The 18751-nt window shown below is 41.8% G+C and carries 19 protein-coding genes; 1 reads left to right on the plus strand and 18 read right to left on the minus strand.

Going from position 1 to position 18751, the window contains the following annotated elements; translation table 11 throughout:
- Positions 1–6: 6 nt before the first annotated feature.
- From flhA to ACTRWE_RS11625, 18 genes are all read right to left on the minus strand, one after another.
- Positions 7–2115 (minus strand): flagellar biosynthesis protein FlhA, encoded by a 2109-nt coding sequence (gene flhA / locus ACTRWE_RS11540; protein WP_008112204.1) that lies wholly within the window; start codon positions 2113–2115, stop codon positions 7–9.
- 71 nt (positions 2116–2186) lie between these two features.
- Positions 2187–3317 (minus strand): flagellar biosynthesis protein FlhB, encoded by a 1131-nt coding sequence (gene flhB, locus ACTRWE_RS11545; protein WP_008112201.1) that lies wholly within the window; start codon positions 3315–3317, stop codon positions 2187–2189.
- Positions 3318–3326: 9 nt separating this feature from the next.
- On the minus strand, positions 3327–4106 hold the full coding sequence (gene fliR, locus ACTRWE_RS11550) for a flagellar biosynthetic protein FliR (RefSeq protein WP_008112199.1): 780 nt from the start codon (positions 4104–4106) through the stop codon (positions 3327–3329).
- Positions 4107–4108: 2 nt separating this feature from the next.
- A complete protein-coding gene (locus ACTRWE_RS11555) occupies positions 4109–4378 on the minus strand; it encodes a flagellar biosynthetic protein FliQ (RefSeq protein ID WP_008112198.1) in 270 nt (89 codons plus the stop codon).
- Positions 4379–4419: 41 nt separating this feature from the next.
- Positions 4420–5160, minus strand: a complete 741-nt coding sequence (gene fliP, locus ACTRWE_RS11560) for a flagellar type III secretion system pore protein FliP (RefSeq protein WP_462880042.1) — start codon at positions 5158–5160, stop codon at positions 4420–4422.
- A gap of 4 nt (positions 5161–5164) precedes the next feature.
- Positions 5165–5548, minus strand: coding sequence for a flagellar biosynthetic protein FliO (gene fliO / locus ACTRWE_RS11565; protein ID WP_024602027.1), 384 nt, complete (start codon positions 5546–5548; stop codon positions 5165–5167).
- Positions 5545–5943 (minus strand): flagellar motor switch protein FliN, encoded by a 399-nt coding sequence (gene fliN / locus ACTRWE_RS11570; protein ID WP_013465554.1) that lies wholly within the window; start codon positions 5941–5943, stop codon positions 5545–5547. Before fliN ends, fliO begins: the two co-directional genes overlap by 4 nt.
- A 20-nt stretch (positions 5944–5963) precedes the next feature.
- Positions 5964–7055 (minus strand): flagellar motor switch protein FliM, encoded by a 1092-nt coding sequence (gene fliM / locus ACTRWE_RS11575; RefSeq protein ID WP_010387912.1) that lies wholly within the window; start codon positions 7053–7055, stop codon positions 5964–5966.
- 9 nt (positions 7056–7064) lie between these two features.
- Positions 7065–7592, minus strand: a complete 528-nt coding sequence (fliL, locus tag ACTRWE_RS11580; protein ID WP_013465555.1) for a flagellar basal body-associated protein FliL — start codon at positions 7590–7592, stop codon at positions 7065–7067.
- Positions 7593–7649: 57 nt separating this feature from the next.
- Entirely contained in the window at positions 7650–9458 is a 1809-nt protein-coding gene (locus ACTRWE_RS11585; RefSeq protein WP_290169733.1) for a flagellar hook-length control protein FliK, read from the minus strand.
- A gap of 87 nt (positions 9459–9545) precedes the next feature.
- Entirely contained in the window at positions 9546–9992 is a 447-nt protein-coding gene (fliJ, locus tag ACTRWE_RS11590; protein WP_008112186.1) for a flagellar export protein FliJ, read from the minus strand.
- A complete protein-coding gene (fliI, locus tag ACTRWE_RS11595) occupies positions 9992–11326 on the minus strand; it encodes a flagellar protein export ATPase FliI (protein WP_008112184.1) in 1335 nt (444 codons plus the stop codon). The genes fliJ and fliI overlap by 1 nt, the downstream gene beginning before the upstream one ends.
- Before the next feature lie 18 nt (positions 11327–11344).
- The gene (gene fliH, locus ACTRWE_RS11600) at positions 11345–12148 is read right to left on the minus strand and encodes a flagellar assembly protein FliH (RefSeq protein ID WP_024602024.1); all 804 of its coding nucleotides are present in this window, start codon (positions 12146–12148) and stop codon (positions 11345–11347) included.
- 3 nt (positions 12149–12151) lie between these two features.
- Positions 12152–13192 (minus strand): flagellar motor switch protein FliG, encoded by a 1041-nt coding sequence (gene fliG, locus ACTRWE_RS11605; RefSeq protein WP_013465559.1) that lies wholly within the window; start codon positions 13190–13192, stop codon positions 12152–12154.
- Positions 13185–14900, minus strand: coding sequence for a flagellar basal-body MS-ring/collar protein FliF (gene fliF / locus ACTRWE_RS11610; RefSeq protein ID WP_008112179.1), 1716 nt, complete (start codon positions 14898–14900; stop codon positions 13185–13187). Before fliF ends, fliG begins: the two co-directional genes overlap by 8 nt.
- A gap of 20 nt (positions 14901–14920) precedes the next feature.
- The gene (gene fliE / locus ACTRWE_RS11615; RefSeq protein WP_008112177.1) at positions 14921–15253 is read right to left on the minus strand and encodes a flagellar hook-basal body complex protein FliE; all 333 of its coding nucleotides are present in this window, start codon (positions 15251–15253) and stop codon (positions 14921–14923) included.
- Between the two features lie 157 nt (positions 15254–15410).
- Positions 15411–16835 carry a sigma-54-dependent transcriptional regulator gene (locus ACTRWE_RS11620; RefSeq protein ID WP_008112175.1) on the minus strand — a complete coding sequence of 475 codons (1425 nt, stop codon included), beginning with the start codon at positions 16833–16835 and terminating at the stop codon, positions 15411–15413.
- Entirely contained in the window at positions 16832–17944 is a 1113-nt protein-coding gene (locus tag ACTRWE_RS11625) for a sensor histidine kinase (protein WP_008112173.1), read from the minus strand. Before ACTRWE_RS11625 ends, ACTRWE_RS11620 begins: the two co-directional genes overlap by 4 nt.
- 129 nt (positions 17945–18073) lie before the next feature.
- Between ACTRWE_RS11625 and ACTRWE_RS11630 the strand changes: the two genes are divergently transcribed.
- The gene (locus tag ACTRWE_RS11630) at positions 18074–18676 is read left to right on the plus strand and encodes a DNA-3-methyladenine glycosylase I (RefSeq protein ID WP_096038657.1); all 603 of its coding nucleotides are present in this window, start codon (positions 18074–18076) and stop codon (positions 18674–18676) included.
- Positions 18677–18751 lie beyond the last annotated feature (75 nt).

The following is an 18751-nucleotide window of genomic DNA, read 5'->3' on the forward strand; positions in this document are numbered from 1 at the left end:
AAAATCTTATTGTTGGCCTACAGAGCTGACAATCTTGATCTGTCTTTCATCTGGTATCTCTTGATAAGACATCACTCTCAATCCTGGAATGGTGTATTTAACAAATCGAGATAACACAGTGCGCAACATTCCTGACGTTAGCAATATTGAAGGTTCACCGGCCATTTCTTGATTTTGATGCGCTTCATTCAATGATGTTTGAAGTCTATCAGCAAGTCCTGGTTCTATTCCGGCACCCTCATCACCTGCATTTTGAAGTGACTGATGCAACATCTGTTCCAACTCAGGCGCCAAGGTTATGACAGGGATTTCAGAAGACATACCAACAGCATCTTGAACGATTAATCTACGCAACGATATTCTCACTGCAGCCGTTAATACATCAGGGTCTTGGCTACGAGGGCCATATTCAACAAGGGTTTGAACAATTGAGCGCATATCACGTATTGCTACCCCTTCATTTAACAAGTTTTGTAGCACTTTAACGATAGTGGTTAGCGGTAATACCTCAGGTACTAGCCCTTCAACTAAGCGAGGATGGCTCTTACCTAACATATCTAATAAGTTTTGTACTTCTTCATGGCCGAGTAATAAAGCGGCACTATTAGTCAGTAACTGGCTAATATGAGTGGCTACAACAGTTGCTGAATCAACTACGGTATAACCTAAAGATTGCGCTTCATCTTTTTGATCTGGTTTTATCCATACCGCATCTAAACCAAATGCAGGGTCTTTGGTTTCAATGCCTTTTAGCGGACCAAATACTTGGCCTGGGTTAATTGCCAATTCATCACCGTGTTTAAGCTCTCCCTCACCACTTGATACGCCCATCATGGTGATGCGATACGCATTTGGGTCGAGCTCTAGATTATCGCGTATATGCACAGGCGGCACTAAAAAGCCCAGCTCTTGAGATAGTTTTTTACGCACCCCTTTAATGCGGTTTAATAGCTCACCACCTTGTGACTGATCAACCAGAGGAATTAAGCGATAACCTACTTCTAAGCCAATAACATCAACTTGTTGTACATCATCCCAGCCCAGCTCTTTTTGCTCTTGTTTAGCTGCAATCCCAGTGCCTGAAGCTGCATTTTCAGCTTCTTCGGCTTCAGCAGCCGCTAATTTAAGTTTATTTTGTTGGGTATAGTATGCAAGGTAGCCTAAAAGCGCCCCTAAGCTTAAAAATGCAAGGTGCGGCATACCGGGTACTAAGCCCATAGTTATGAGGATACCAGAGGCAATAAATAACGACTTTTCGTTACCTAATTGCTTCTTAAACTGATCGCCCATGTTGTGCGATTCATTTTGACGGGTTACAACAATTGCAGTACCAATTGAAAGTAGTAATGAAGGTAATTGCGCGACTAAGCCATCACCAATGGTCAATAGTGTGTACACTTCCATAGCGCGTGAAAAACTTAAATCATGTTGGATCATGCCAACAAATAAGCCACCCACAATATTGATCACTAAAATGACTATGCCAGCAATAGCATCGCCTTTTACAAATTTACTAGCACCATCCATAGAACCATAAAAGTCAGCTTCACGAGTTACTTCCTCACGACGTTCTCTGGCTTGCTCGGCACTGATAAAACCGGCATTCATATCTGCATCTATGGCCATTTGCTTACCTGGCATAGCATCTAGAGTAAAACGCGCTGATACTTCTGAAATACGACCAGCACCTTTGGTGATTACCACAAAGTTAATGATGATCAGAATTAAAAACACCACCAAGCCCACGGCGTAGTTACCACCGATTACCACTGAACCAAATGCTTCAATGACTTTACCAGCAGCATCCCCACCGTTATGACCCTCAAGCAGTACCACCCGGGTACTGGCCACATTGAGTGCTAAGCGCATTATGGTTGCAATTAACAGCACGGCTGGGAACATACCAAACTCAAGCGGTTTCATGGTGTATACAGTGACCAGTAATACAACTAACGCAAGCGCGATATTAAACGAAAATAATATATCAAGCAGGAATGGAGGCAGTGGTAAAATAACCATACCCAGCGCAGCCAACACCAAAAGCGGTGTACCAACGCCCTTCGCATATTCTTTTTTATCTTTATTAAGTTGTTGTAATACCGCTTTAAATTCCATAACTCTACAATTTCAAAAAATTGACACTACGCTGAAATTGCAATAACTATTCCAAGTTAGTTGGTTAGCAGTTAATACTTAAATTCATCGGGGATAGGCAGCTTTTTATTAAGGGCAACAGGGCGTTTTCCACGGCCTTTTTTAAACCGTTTAAGCTGAAACACATAAGCAAGCACTTGAGCAACCGCAGTAAATAGCTGATCGGGGATTTGCTCACCCACTTCTGCAGTATGATAAAGCGCTCGGGTTAAAGTTGGAGACTCAACAATAGGCACTTCATTACCCAATGCAATTTTACGAATTTGCATGGCGAGCTCATCCACACCTTTGGCTAATACAATAGGCGCGCCTGCTCGCTCTGTATCGTATTTTAAAGCTACGGAATAGTGAGTAGGGTTGGTAACAATAACATCGGCGTCTGGCACATCCTGCATCATTCTCTTTTGCGACATTTGACGTTGGGTTTGCCTTATGCGCGCTTTAATCTGCGGATCACCTTCTGAGTTTTTATATTCGTCTTTTACCTCTTGCATAGTCATTTTAAGCTGTTTGTTATGGCTATAACTTTGAAAAGGCGCATCAATAGCAGCAATAATAATTAAGGTGCAAGACATGGCTAAAAACATCCACGCTAAAATTTCCAAAGCATGAACAATATTGCCAGGCGCACTTTCTATACTTAAATGTAAGATTTCATCAAAAAACGTATTAATTAAAAAAATAGCAAATGCGGCCACCAAGCCAAACTTTAATAATGACTTAAGCAATTCTATAGCCGCTTGTGGACCAAACATGCGGGTAAAGCCTTTCATTGGCGACATTTTACTGGCTTTGGGCGCAGCTGCTTGCCAACTAAAATTAAAGCCGCCAAGCATGGTATTACCGATAAATGCAGCCAATACAATAATGAGTACAAACATCGACATAGGAAATAACAGTACGTCGGCCACCTCTCCCCATACGGCAAACATTTTGGTGGTGTCGTAGGTTTCATTGCGGTTAAGACTCAGCATTCTTCCCATAATGCGGTACAAGCCTTTGCCAATTTCAGGCCCATACATTAATAAGGAAATAGCAGAAAAAATAAGCACAAACATGGTACCTAACTCTTTAGAACGCGCTATTTGGCCTTTCTTTTTAGCATCATCAACTTTTTTTGGGGTGGGTTCTTCGGTTTTTTCTTGTCCGGAATCTTCAGCCATTACGCTCTCCTAAGGGGAACAACCAATTAGAGTACACATCAGCTCAACCATTTTTAGCCATTGGAACTCAAACTGAGTGACAAAGTTACCGAGCGTTGCCCAAATAATAACGAGCCCTGCCACTAAGGTAAACGGGAAGCCTATCGAGAAAATATTTAACTGCGGTGCAGCACGGGTCATAATACCAAATGCCATATTAATAACCAGCATGGCGGTTAATGGTGCTAATGACAGCACTAATGCAGTGGTAAACATCCAACCACCCCATGTCACTATGTCCCAGTAATGATCAACCGCCCACCAATTACCATCAATTGGCAATACCTGAAAACTATGCACCACCATTTGAATCATCATTAAGTGGCCATTAAATACAAAAAATAACAAGGTAGCTAAAATGAGGTAGAACTGCCCTACAGCAGGCACACTCATTCCATTTGAGGGGTCAACAACAGACGCAAAACCTAAACCGGTTTGCATAGCAAGAATTTGCCCTGCTAATACAAACGTATTGAGCAATAGTGTAGATGCAAAACCAATCGCGACACCAATCAGCATTTGTTGTAGTACCACTAAAATCATTTCAAAAGAAAATAAATTAGTAAACGTAGCAGGAGGTAAAACAGGCACTACTAAAAATGTGACTACCACAGCTAAGCCCATTTTAATTCGAGAGGGTACATTTTTGGCGCCAATACCCGCCATGATCATGATCATTGAGCTTATGCGGACCAAAGGCAGTAAAAAATCACTTAGCCATTGAATAACAACGGAAAATGGAAACTCCATCGTTAACCTGCTATTTCGGGTATAAGAAGTACTAAGCGATTAAAAAAGTCCATCAGCTCTTGAGTAAACCAATGTCCACCCACAATTAATGCACCAATGGTAATTAATAAACGCGGTAAAAAGCTCAGTGTTTGTTCGTTAATTGAGGTTGCCGCCTGAAATACTGCCACTACTAAACCAATAATTAAACCAGGGACCACAATAGCAGACACCAGCTTAATCACTAAAAACAGGGCTCCACTTAAAATATCAACAAATACTTCAGGTTCCATGGGCGACTCCTAGTGTGATTGGTTCAATTTATAAAGCACTGCTATGTGCCTAAACCAAAGCTTTTAGCGAGCGTACCCATCACCAAGCTCCAACCATCAACCAATACAAACAACATAATCTTAAACGGTAGCGATACAATCATGGGGGATAGCATCATCATACCCATGGCCATCAACACCGATGCAACCACCAAATCGACAATCAAAAAGGGAATGAAGAACATAAACCCAATAATAAAGGCCGTTTGTAGCTCACTGGTTACAAACGCCGGAATAAGAACAATCATTGGCGTTGCTTCAGGTGAATCAAGCTGATCGTACCCAGCTATTTTTGCAAAGGTTTCTAAATCTTTTAGTCGTACTTGAGAAAGCATAAAGGCTTTCATTGGCTCTTTGGCTAAATCGAGTGCCTCTAGTGATGTTACCTGCTCACTTAAGTACGGTTCGATTGCACGTTCGTTTATTTGCTCATAAATAGGCGCCATAATAAAAATACTTAAAAACAGCGACATACCTAGTAATACTTGGTTCGAAGGCGTTTGCTGCAAACCAATGGCTTGGCGCAAAATAGCTAAAACAACAATAATTCGAGTGAAAGAGGTCATCATGATAATGGCGGCTGGAATAAAGCTCATAGCCGTCATGATCGCCAACACTTGTAGCGTCACTGAGTAGTCTTGGGTGCCATCGGCATTAGTAGTGATCGTCAGCGCGTCAATCCCCTCGGCATTGACCCCTGGGACAAACACCATGGCAAATAGGAAAAGCAGCCATTTAGTCATAATATTAGTTCTTTTTATTTTGATTAAGTTGCGGATTCAACATTTTGCCAAACCGCTTCGCTAATTCTGGTAACTCTTTTTCTGTTAGGGGGGTTTCTAACTTGTGTAGATAATTAATACTGTGTGGAGTAACCCCTAATAGGTGCTGTGCATTATCTATTTCAACCACCATTAAGCGCTCACGTGATCCCAACGGAAGACTGCGGATCACTTTAAACTCATCGTTATTGGTTAAATTTGGATTGAGCTTTTTTACAAAAAAAGCCAACACTAAAATTAACACCACAACCATACCCAAAGATAACACCATGGATACGATATCTGTGGTCGGTGTTGCAGCATCTGTTGCTGCAAACACCGAATTGCTTAAACTGGCTAGTGCTATCATCGTAACTTTTTGATCCGTTCAACCTGGCTAATTACATCCGTTAAACGAATACCGAACTTATCGTTCACCACAACCACTTCGCCATGCGCAATCAAAGTACCATTAACTAAAACATCGAGCGGTTCGCCGGCAACCCTGTCAAGCTCAACGACCGAACCTTGGTTAAGTTGTAATAAATTACGAATATTAATTTTAGAACGCCCTACTTCCATAGAAATAGTAACGGGAATATCTAAAATAGTATCGAGTTTACGTTTTTCTTCACCGCTGAGTTCATGCTTTGAATCATCAAGCTCATCAAGCTCGGTTACTTTGACCTCAGGACTATCGTCAGTGCCTTCAGCTTCAGCAAGTGCTGCTGCCCATTCGTCCATTGTATCTTGATCATCGCTCATACTTTTAACCTTTTAATCAATTACCAGTCTAAGTCTACACCGTTTGAAAGGTGTAAATCATCTTCTAGTTCTGCTAATTCTGCATCTGAATCAATTTTTTTGCCGCCTTTGGTAAAGACATGCAGCTCAGATTTAACTGAATCAGGGCGTTTAATTTTTTCACTAATTTGTAGCGCAACGTTATCGCGTGAACGACCCATTTTAGCTCTAAATGTAGGGAGTTCTTCCACAAATACGGTAATATGCTCAGGCATTTCAACTGGAATTATATCCCCAGCTTTGAGCTCCATTATTTGTTTTAAGCTTAAATCAACTTCAAGTAGCTGGGTCGATAAATCGACTTCTACGTCCATTATTTCGTCACGAAGCGCCTTACTCCAACGTAAATCGGTATCTTCAGTATCAGACTGAACACCCGCATCCAATAGCTCTCTGATAGGTTCGAGCATTGAATAAGGTAGCGCAATATGAAAGTCTCCCCCGCCACCATCCAGCTCAATATGAAAAGAGCTGATAACCACTACTTCGGTTGGGCTAACAATATTAGCCATCGCAGGGTTTACCTCAGAATCGAGGTACTCGAACGACACATCCATCACCGGTGCCCATGCTTCTTTGTAATCTTCAAAGATTATTTTCAGCAGCATTTGCACGATTCGGCGTTCTGTTGGGGTAAATTCACGTCCTTCAATTTTGGCATGATAACGGCCATCGCCACCAAAGAAGTTGTCTACCAGTATAAATACTAAGCGTGCTTCCATGGTAATAAGGCCGGTGCCTTTTAGTGGGCGAAAACGCACCATATTCAAACTCGTTGGTACAAACAAGGTATGTATGTACTCACCAAACTTGATCATTTGCACGCCGTTAATTGACACCTCAGCGGTGCGGCGCATCATGTTAAATAAGCTGATTCGCATGTGACGGGCAAATCGCTCGTTAACAATTTCAAGTGTCGGCATGCGACCACGCACGATGCGATCTTGCGAAGAAAAGTCGTACTGTAGTGTACTTCCCTCACCATCTTCACCGTCGTGTATATCTTCCTCTTCGACTTCATCGACACCATGTAATAGCGCATCAATTTCGTCTTGGGATAATAAATCGCTCACACTGGCCCCTTATTGCATCACAAAGCCGGTAAATAGTACCCGCTCAATTACTTTATTCCCTTCAACATCCATCATAGCGGCCTGTACTTTATCAAGTGCAGTAAAACGCAGTGTTTCTTTGCCTACACTGGTGCTAAGTTCATCAGCCGTTGTCATGGAAAATACACTCAGGAGTGTGCCTTCAATCAGTGGAATGTGTTTTTTAGCCGTTTCTTCATTACCATCGCCGCGCACTAATAATTGCACTTTAATCTGTACAATTCTATCGCGACTAGCCCCTGGCACATTAAAAATAAATGGTCTAGGCATCGCAACATATAAAGCACTGCCAACCGTTGCCGAAGAACTTGTTGGCGCAGCAGCTACCTCACCATTGGCAGCATCATCTGCAAGGGTTTCTACTGGCTCATCACCACCTGATAATAAAAAGTACCCTGCCACAGCGCCAACAATAAGTAATACAGCGGCAATAATTATTATGAGTTTGCTTTTACTTTTACTTACTTCTTCTATTTCTAAATTAGTATCTTCAGCCATTGTGTTTCCTTTATTTGCAAAGGTATTTGCTTGTTTTAACTATTATAATAGCAGGACTTAGGCATAGTAATCTATTGATGATGACGTTTGTTGTCCAGAACCCTGTATTTGTTTATCTGGTTGCTCACTATTTGTCTCATCTGTAGAGCGATTATTAGCCATTTGCCCTTGTGCATCACCTTCTTGTTGCTGTGCTTGCTCACCTGAGGAATCACCGTAAGAAATACTGCTTTCACCTAGTTCTAAACCTTGCTGCATCAGCATTTCTCTAAGCCTAGGTAACGACTGCTCCAGCGCTTCTTTGGCTTGCTGGTTTTGCACTACAAAGTTGATTTGTGCTTGCTCAGCATCACTTCTAATACGAATTTGCATGCTGCCCATTTCTGGCGGATCTAGGCGAATTTCAGCTTCTTTATTATTAATACTTAACATTGAGCTAACCCGCTCTTGTAGCATTTTAGCCGCATCACTTTTAATAATGTTTAAAGCCTGTAACGTGGCAGGATCAATGCTTACTTGTTTCGCTTGTGCTGTACTTTGTAACTGTCCTGCTTGCAAGCTTTGCGCTTCAATAATAGCTTGTTCGTACCCTAAAGTATCGTATTTAGCGAGACTACTAAGCGACTGTTTGTCAAATATATTAATGATCTGAGAGAAAATTTGTGCTGCACGCGGTGGCATTTGCTCAGCATTAGTGCCGCGCATGCTCTCTTTTTGTAATGCGTCTAACTGTTTGGCAAGCTCTTCAGGGTTATCAGCTACCGATTTTGAACTCTCTAATTTTAGCTCAGGTTTTACATTGGCTGATTCAGTACCAGCCTGTGCTTTTGGCGCTATTGCTCCCGCCAAAGCATTATTTGAAAATAGTGGCTTATCTTTGGCGCTAAACAAGCTGTCCGCGTTAATCGCGGTCTCTAAATCACTGATTACTCCTTTTAGCGAGGTAAGTTCTTTCGTTGATAAAGATTCATTTTTAACGTAACCCTGCAACTGATTGAGTAAGGCCTGTTTTTCTGAGGTAGTTAACGTACTTATTTGTGCATTAATGGTCTGCTGAGGTGTTTGCGGCTTCTCACTTTCACTCACATACTTACTGAGTAATTGCTTTAAATCCGCTAGGTTATCTTTATTAATTGGCTTGCTCATCGCATTAAGCTCAGTGGCTAATTCACCTTGCTGAGCAGGTGTTAAATTTGCCAATAATTTATCTGCTTTAATGGCATTATCATCTTTTGATAACAGCGCCAAAATTGATGAGTCTAATGATGATTTTACGGTTGTGGTATCAGTCGGCTTATCGGCCACCTTATCTGTTGCTAATTGGCTTGAAACAACATCGCCTTTTTGACTCGCATTAACAGCTGCTAGCGCTTTTGTGTCAAGCAGTGTCGGCTCACCTTCGCCTTTTCCTGCTAAATTAGCACCTTGTACATTTTGTGTTTGTGGAATGATTTCATCATCCATAACGGCATCACTTGGCATAGTAATAATAGGTGCCAGCTTATTTTCAGGCTTAGCGTTTATTTTAACAGCGTCTTTGTCTATTAACTGCGCACCACCATGGGGGTTATTTTTTACTGAGGTATCGATGACTTGTGCCGCATTAATTTGCGCCAGCATATCTTCACCGCTCAAAGGCTTTTCTTCGCTACTTTGCTCTTTTAGATCGGATTGTTCATCTGCTGATTGTTTGTTTGGCGCTTTAGCTTGCGTACTGTGTGTTTCAGAAGCTTGGTTAGCAAGGGCTAATTGATCAAAAAAGCCAGCATCATTACTGCTATCTAGCTTTGTTTTATCACTGTCTTTTTTAACTAAGTATGAGTCTTGCTCAGATACCGCTAACATTGAAATATCATTTATCGCCATAAATCACCTAATAAAAGCGGCAACAGCCCACCGCACAATCCTAAAAATCATTGCTCTTGTAGAATCTAAGCAATTAGCATGCCTACCTTATAGTGCTTTATGCCTTTGATAAAACTGATTAGAGGAAAATTCATCGAGCATTTTTTGCTCACTTTTAGCGGCCAACATATCCGCTTTTATCTGTTGTTTTTCAATTAACTTAGCAACCGCTTTCGCTTTTACTTGTTGCTTTAACCACAAGGTTTTACGCTGGCTAACCACCTGCTTTGCAGTGTTAACAGTGCTTGCTTGTTGACGTATCGCTTCTTCAATCTTAGCAATGAATGCATGATACTGACTAAATCCGGCACTTGATAAACCCGACTGCCCCTTAATATGAAGTTGCTGCGTGTATTCAAGTCGAAAGTCATTTAAGCCCTGCAGCTTTTGCTGATTTACTTGCAAATTTTGATTAGCTTGCAAGTAGCTCATGCGCAACGTTTCTTCTTTTTCGTTTTCAAGCCTGAGCAACAAATGCAGTTTATTTTTTGCCATTATGCTTGTCCTAATAATTGCGCGAGCCCTTGAAGGCCATCATCATAGCTAATCACATCACGCATCCCTTGTTGTAAAAATGCGTTCACTCTTGGCATCATGTTTATTGCCTGATCGAGCATTTGATCACTGCCTTTTTGATAAGCGCCCAAGGTGATCATGTCTTTGTTCTGTTGATACATTGAATACACTTGCTTAAGCACCCGAGCTTGTTGCATGTGCGATTCAGACACCACTTGAGGCATAACTCGAGAAATCGATTTTTCTATGTCAATGGCAGGATAATGGCCGCTGTCGGCTAAATCACGCGATAAAACAATATGTCCGTCAAGTATGGCACGTGCAGCATCAGCAATCGGGTCTTGCATGTCATCGCCTTCACTCAGTACGGTAAAAAAGGCAGTAATAGAGCCTTGCCCTTCCCCGCCATTACCCGCTCTTTCCACCAGCGCAGGTAATTTAGCAAATACTGAAGGTGGGTAACCTTTTGTTGCAGGGGGCTCACCGACGGCAAGGGCGATTTCACGCTGTGCCATAGCATAACGCGTCACCGAGTCGAGTAATAACAATACGTTTAAACCTTGATCTCGAAAATACTCTGCAATGGTTACCGCACTTTCGCAGCCTTTTAATCGCATTAATGGTGAGGCATCAGCGGGGGCTGCAACAACAACTGAACGTTTACGCCCTTCAACACCCAGTATTTCTTCAATAAATTCTTTTACTTCTCGACCACGCTCACCGACTAAACCCACTACAATCACATCGGCTTCACTGCCTCGGGTCATCATGCCTAATAATACTGATTTACCCACACCAGAGCCTGCAAATAAGCCCATGCGCTGGCCTTGGCCGACAGTAATCACCGAGTTAATAGCACGTACCCCCACATCCATAGGCTTACTAATGGGGCGTCTTGCAAGAGGGTTTATTGCATTTTGAGCAAATTTGAGTGTATGTTCTGCATTAATTTTACCTAAGCCATCTAAAGGTCTGCCTAAGCCGTCTACCACTCGACCAAGTAAGCTCATGCCAACAGGCAAACCTGTGTCATTAACTTGGGGGATAACTCGCGCACCAGGAAGTACGCCTGAAATGTGGTCGTTAGGCATTAAATACAAAGTTTGATCGTTAAATCCAACAATTTCAGCGTCAACAAAGCCGTTCATTGTTTCAATTTTACATTGGCTGCCTACCGGAGCGCGCAAACCTTTGGCTTCCAGTGTTAAACCAACCACACGCGTTAAAACTCCCGCGACTGCAGGCGCTGGAATTTTAATATGTCGTTGGTATTGAGATAAGCGTTCGCTTAATGAAGTATCGCTCACAGACATGACACGCCAATAAAAAAGTTAGATACCACTATTATGCAAAAAGCTATCCAACGTTTCTTTGACACGGGTTTTCAAGGTCATATCTAAAGATGATAACGTTGTTTTAACTTCACAACCGCCCCGCTCTAGAGTGGGTTCTGCAATTAATTGCCAATGATTATCTTCAATAGCTTGTTCACCATAACTGGCTTTTATCAGCGTTAAGTCATCTGGATGAAGATGAATTCGAACTTTTTCTTGTTCTGCATTAAGTGCATCAATGCTTTTTTTCAAAGTATGTAAAATAATATCAGGTGATGTTTTTACTTCTTGATAAATAATCGCTTCACTGAGCATAGTGGCTAGCTGTACCAGCTGTTTTTCTGCTTGCTCGTCCACTTTTTTAAGCGGGTCGCTTAAACTATCTAGTAAGCCACGCAGGCTGGTCAACTGCTCATCAATTAAGGGTTTAACGTCTTCTTGGCCTTGTGTTTTACCCAGCTCTACACCTTCTTTGTAACCCGCCTCTTTACCCTCGGTTACGCCTTTGTCAAAGCCATCTATATAGCCTTGTTCGTGCCCTTGTTTAAGGCCTTCTTCGTAGGCATCTTGGCGAATACGCTCCAGCTCTACCATAGTTAATGAAGGCAGCTCTGGTTCTTCCGGTTCTTCTACTTGTTCTTTTGCTATTTCTTTACGGTATAGCTCGGCTAAGGGTGTGCCATAAGCCGTAGAGCGATTGCGAAAGCTTCGCTCATCGGGAGCAACATCAGGAATTGGCCAATTTTTTAATAACTCATCAGCTTCATCTGCATGTAACGGGCGACCTTTAGAGTGACTCATAGGTTATAAGAACTCCTCACCACCGCCACCACCAAGCATAATTTCACCTGAATCAGAAAGGCGACGTGCTGTTGATAAAATTTCTTTTTGCGCCGCTTCTACTTCACTAATGCGCACAGGAGCCATAGCTTCTAAATCATCAGCGAGCATTTCAGCGGCACGTTTTGACATGTTACCCAAAATTTTCTCTTTAAGGGCATCGTCGGTCCCTTTAATGGCTTTCATTAATACATCTTGCGGCACTTCACGCAGGATTGCTTGAATGCCTCTGTCGTCTACATCCATTAAGTTTTCGAAGACAAACATTAAGTCTTGAATTTGTTGCGACATTTCTTCGTCATGCTCACGGATTGAATCCATTAACTGCCCTTCAACATTGGTATCGAGGTAGTTCATGATATCTGCCGCAGCTTTTAAGCCACCCATTTTCGCAGCTTGTGCACCCGCTTGACCGGCAAATTGTTTTTCCATAATTTCATTCAATTCTTGCAATGCTGCCGGTTGTACTTCTTCTAAATTAGCAATACGCATGGTTAAATCGAGGCGCACTTTTTCAGGAAATTGCGCTAAAATTTCAGCCGACTGTTCAGGCTCTAGGTAAGAGAGAACAATTGTTTGAATTTGTGGATGCTCATTACGAATAATGTTAGCCACCTGTTTAGAGTCCATCCATTTTAATGAATCAAGGCCTTTAGCGCCTGAACCCATCACTATTTGGTCTATCAAGCTGGCGGCTTTATCTTCACCTAATGCGGCTGTAAGTGCTTTTTTGATGAAGTCTTCAGACTGAAAACCTATCGTACTAAAGCTTTGAATTTGTTCAATAAATAAATTATGAACCGCGCTAATTTTAGCTTGCGACAAATCATCGATTGCCGCCATGGCCATACCGACCTTTTGCACTTGTTTTGGCTCTAAGTGCTTTAGGATTTGCGCTGCATCTTCTTCAGTTAAGCTCAGCAATAATATCGCGGCTTTATCTACACCATCAAGTTTATCAACATCAAACGCTTGAGGTAGTTGTTTTTGTTCTTGATCAGTCATCTTCTGTTAACCACGCTTTCACTACTTGTGATGATAGTTCTGGTTCATTGGCTACAAGGGCACGAACCGCTTTGAGTAAGTCTTCGTCGCCGTGTAGGTCTGGTAAGCGTAGTGTACCATCGCTTGAGAAGCCAACAGAAGCAGAATCAAAGTCATTATTTAGCATATCTAATGTGCTGTCACCAAGATCAACACCTGAACTAAGAGAATCTTCATCGTATTCTTCAAGTGTATTATCTGGGTAGATTAAGCGTTTAAGCATAGGTTTAACGACAGCTAAAATCAGTACAATAATAACCAGTGCACCTAATACTAAGCGCATCATTTTCATAAACCAATCTTGTTCCCATAAAGGCAACTCAAAATCAAGCGCTGAGTCTTCACGAACAAATGGTACGGTCACTACTTCAAGTGCATCGCCACGTTGCATATCAAAGCCTACGCCACCTTGTAACAAGCGACGAATATTTGACAGGGCTTCAACCGAGCGTGGCGTCATAGTTGTTTCACCATTTTCACCCACCGTAGGCAGGTAATCAACCGCAACAGAGACGCTTATTCTGCGGATCACTCCAGTTTGCTGACGCTTATGTGAAATAGTGGTATCGAGTTCATAGTTACGAGTGGCTTCTTTGTGAGTTCTACTCGGTGAGGTTGCAGTGCCTGCACCGCCCGCCATCGCATCTTCAGGAATAGTTGAGTTAACTGGTGGCTGATTAGTCAGCGCGCCTGGAATACCAACCGCTAGGCCACCAATATTATTTTCTTCAAAGGTCGTTTCACTTCTTACCGCAGGTAAATCTGGGTTGTAACGTTTTTGTGTTTCTTCTACCGCACTAAAGTCCATACTTAAATCTACTTGTGCGGTGTAATTACCTAATCCAACCACGGGGATCAAAATACTGTCGATTTTTTCTAGGTATTCTTGCTCACGTTTACGTTCTATATCGTATTCTTTACGCGAGCGTGCAGCTAAAGAGGTTTGCGAGCCTGAATTTAATAAACGACCATTTTGATCGGTCACAGTAACGCGCGAAGGCTCAAGCCCTTGTACCGCTGAAGCTATCATATCAACAACCGAGTCAACTTCTTCGCCATCTAGAGAGCGACCGCGTTTAAGAGTAAGTACAACAGTCGCAGAGGGTTTTTTCTCTCTACGGGCAAATACATTTTCTTTGGGAATAGCTAACAATACTTTGGCGCGAGTAACATTATTTAGCTCTTCTATAGTACGGGCAAGTTGTTGCTCACGGCCATGTTTAAGGCGCTCACGTTCTAAACGTTGGCTTACCCCAAACCCCATGTCTTGCATAATAATGTCGCTACCTGATGTAGGCCCTTGATCTAAACCTTCACGGGTCATCAATAACTTGATATTTTGATATTCAGTTTCATCCACCGAGACCACATTGCCATCAAGTTGGTAGTCAATTTTTTGTGCATCTAAAAAGTCGAGTGTTTCTATTAACTCTTCAGTTTGCATTTTACCTAAAGGGCGCATATCTGGCTGACGAGCCCAAATAATAACGAAAATAGCAATGGCTAAACAAATAGCTAATGCAACAATCAGGGTAATTTGACGTAAAACATCAACACCGCCAAGGGCACTGAAATAGCCTGATTTTTGCTCTTGTTGATCTTCGTTTTCACTTTGCTCCATCATGCCATCAGCAAGTGCCAGATCTGTAGATTGATTAGATTGCGCCACAATAATTCTCCACTACCTAATTAAACAGGCATGTTCATAATTTCTTTATAAGACTCAACAAGCTTATTACGAACCTGTACCGTAGCTTCAAATGCCACAGAAGACTTTTGCGAAGCAATCATAGCCTCGGCAAGTGACACGCTTCTGTCGCCATTCTCTACCGCTTTTACTTTTTGCCCTGCGTCTTGCTGAAGTTCATGCACTGTATTAAGGGCATTACTCAACATGTCACCAAACTGTGCTGTAGAGGTTGATTGCACTTGCGTTGGCAAGTTATTAACTTGATTACTACGTGTGGCCTCTGCAGCCATTGATTGCATTTCTTGAAATAAAGCACTGTTTTGAATTTTCATAATTGTCTCTGATAATGCAGTAAACTCTTAAAGAGAATAAAGCACAAAACATGCCAAAAATTAAAATCAATTAAAACAACGCTTTAAGTAAAATAATTAAGCAGTCAGAGTTTTGACAGCCCTAAATTCAAGTGATTGAACTTAGGGCTTATGGGGGTTATGCTGGGAGGGAAATACCTAAATCACGCATTTGTGCTAATTTGTAGCGTAAAGTACGCGGGCTAATACCTAAGGTTTCGGCGACCTCTTTACGTTTTCCTTGGCAGCGTGCCAAGGTTTCTAAAATAATACGATGTTCTTTATCTTTAAGCTCATCTTTGTAACTACCAGTATCGACGGCTAACAAATCATTTTTTTGCTCATCTGCAGGCGCTGCTTTTTCATCATAATAAGCGTTACTGAGACTACTTTTTACAGGCTCAATGTCAGCTTTAGTTTCTGCCACAAAATGCGTTGGAGCTAGATTTTCGATAAAAATAGCATGCTCATCAATACTATTCCCACTGCGTAAAATTAATGCTCGCTGAATAACGTTATCTAGTTCGCGTACGTTACCGGGCCAGCTATGGCTAAGCAGTTTTTGCTCTGCACTGCTATCTAAATACGCCATTGGCTCTTTGCTTTTACTTAAGTGACGTTCAATCAAATGTTTAGCCAACACTATAATGTCCCCTGGGCGCTCACACAGTGGTCGCCACAGCAGTGGGAAAACATTGAGTCGATAGTATAAATCTTCGCGGAACTGGTTTTCAGCAACCGCTTCTTTTAACTCTCGGTTACTTGTGGCAAGCACACGTACATCCAGTGCAATGGTTTTACGACCACCTAAACGCTCAACTTCACGCTCTTGTAGTACACGTAACAGCTTGGCTTGCAGGCCTAAATCCATTTCGGTGATTTCATCAAGTAAAATAGTACCGCCCTGTGCTTGTTCAAACTTACCAGGGCAAGCTTGAATAGCACCGGTAAACGCGCCTTTCTCATAACCAAATAAAGTGGCTTCGAGCATATTTTCAGGAATAGCAGCACAGTTAATCGCAACAAACGGTTCATTACAGCGTTTTGATTTGTCATGAATATAACGCGCCAGTACTTCTTTACCAGAGCCACTTGGCCCAAGCACCATCACACTGGCATCTGAACGAGCAACTTTATTAGCAAGTTCGAGTAATTGAATACTACTAGGATCGGCGACAATGGGCCCGTCTGTTTCTTTTTCTTTTTCTGGTAAGTAACGACTCACCATATTCAATAGCACTTCTGGTGCAAATGGCTTAGCCATATAATCAATCGCGCCTAAACGCATAGCCTCTACAGCATCATCAATAGTGGCGTAGGCCGTCATCATTAGTACGGGTAAATCAGGGTAATTTAATTTAATACTACGTAATAAATCCAAGCCGCTCATTGCGCCCATTTGTACATCACTGACCACCAATGAAAATGCTTCTTTTTTTAGTAGCACCATGGCTTGCTCGGCACTATTGGCGGCCATACAGGCTATACCTGACATTTCAAGCGTATCAATTAATGCTTCACGAAGTCCGGCGTCATCTTCTACAACTAAAATAGTGTTACTCATTGTGACTCCCCTAATTTAGATGTGACACTAATAGGTAGCAACATACTAAAAATTGCTCCCCCTTGTGGGTTGTTGTTTGCTTCAACACGTCCCTGATGTGCACTGGCCACTGAACTTACAACGGCAAGTCCTAAACCAGTACCTTGACTTTTAGTGGTATAAAAGGGTTCAAATATTTTTTCGCTTTGCGCTAAGTCAATCCCAGGGCCATTATCACTAACACTAATGCGGACATAATCAGGGTCTTGCGTATCACGCAAAGCACTAAGATGTACTTGTGCACCACTGCCAATGACTTGAATACTATTATGAATTAGGTTTTGAATTGCGCTTGCCAATGCTGTTTTGTTACCCATAATTTCAATATCGGGTTCAGGTAAGCTCACATTTAATTCGCTATCATTGAGCGCTACCATAGCATCGGCACCGGCTTTAACTTCACTTAGTAGCTGTTGCATCGACACTTGCTCAACAACTTGCTGATCACCACTTTTAGCAAATAACAGCATGTCGTTTACTTGGGTTTCTAAATCTTTTAAACGTGACATTAATTTAGTATGAAAACTGCCGCGAGAAGCTTCGGGTAAGCGTTTTGAGCCTAAATTTGCAGCATACAACATAGCCGCTGATAACGGTGTGCGTACTTGATGAGCCAAAGACGCCACCATTTTACCTAAGGCACTTAAACGCTGCATATGCGCGACTCGCTTTTGTAAGCGTCGGGTTTCGGTTAAATCGGTCATTAGTATAAGTTGCCCAGGCTCAGGCGCGAGTGCAGTAATATCGAGCTTTATTAAGCGTCCATCTTTTAACGACACTTCATGACCATCATCTTGATGAGGACGAAATGAGCGCTGAATAACGCTAAACCACTTCTCTCCTTCTAATGGCTCGCCGAGCATATCGATAGCTATTTGGTTTGCCTTAGCGATCATTCCTTTACCATCAAGTACAATCACGCCCGCAGGCATGGTATCAACCAGATGAGAGAGCCAACTTGCTTGTTGACGCAAATCACTCAACTCACCAACATACTCCTCTTGCAGTAAACATGGGTTATACTGATTAGCAGAAATAAACTGAGGTTTTAGCACACTTGCAAGGGCCATAATCAACTCTCTAAAATAATGTAGATACACTGGATAATGCACAATATGTACCAAAATTATTTCCTTATAATATCAACAATTTAAACAGTTAAAATACGTGCCGTAAAAATGACGCGCTAAGGAATAAGCATGAAAGAAGAAGCTCAGTATCGCTGTCCATGGTTAGATACAACAAAACCTGACTATGTAGAATATCATGATCATGAATGGGGCGTCCCTGTGTATGACGATCAACTACTTTTTGAGTTTTTAACATTAGAATCGGCACAAGCAGGACTCAGCTGGTATACCATATTAAAAAAGCGTGAGAATTATAAAAACGCCTTTGCAAACTTTGATGTACACAAAGTAGCGGCCTTTACTGAACACGATATAGAAAAATTAATGCAAAATGCGGGCATAGTTCGCAACCGCTTAAAAATTGTCGCAACAATTAATAACGCAAAATGCTTTATTACTATTCAAGAAGAGTTTGGCAGTTTTAGTGATTATCAGTGGCGATTTGTTGGTAATAAACCTCAGGTAAACGATTTAGAGACGCTTGCGGATTACCCTGCAGTTACTGAGGCATCGACGTTATTTGCAAAAGATTTAAAAAAGCGCGGTTTTAAGTTTTTAGGCCCAACCACAGTGTATGCCTACATGCAGGCCTGTGGAATGGTTAACGATCATAGTAATAATTGCTTTAGAAAAGAAGAAGTTAAAAAGTTAGGGTTAAAGGTTAAAGGTTAAAGGTTAAAGGTTAAAGGTTAAAGGTTAAAGGTTAAAGGTTAAAGGTTAAAGGTTAAAGGTTAAAGGTTAAAGGTT

It is taken from the genome of Pseudoalteromonas sp. G5_S1_54_S4, assembly GCF_054968565.1.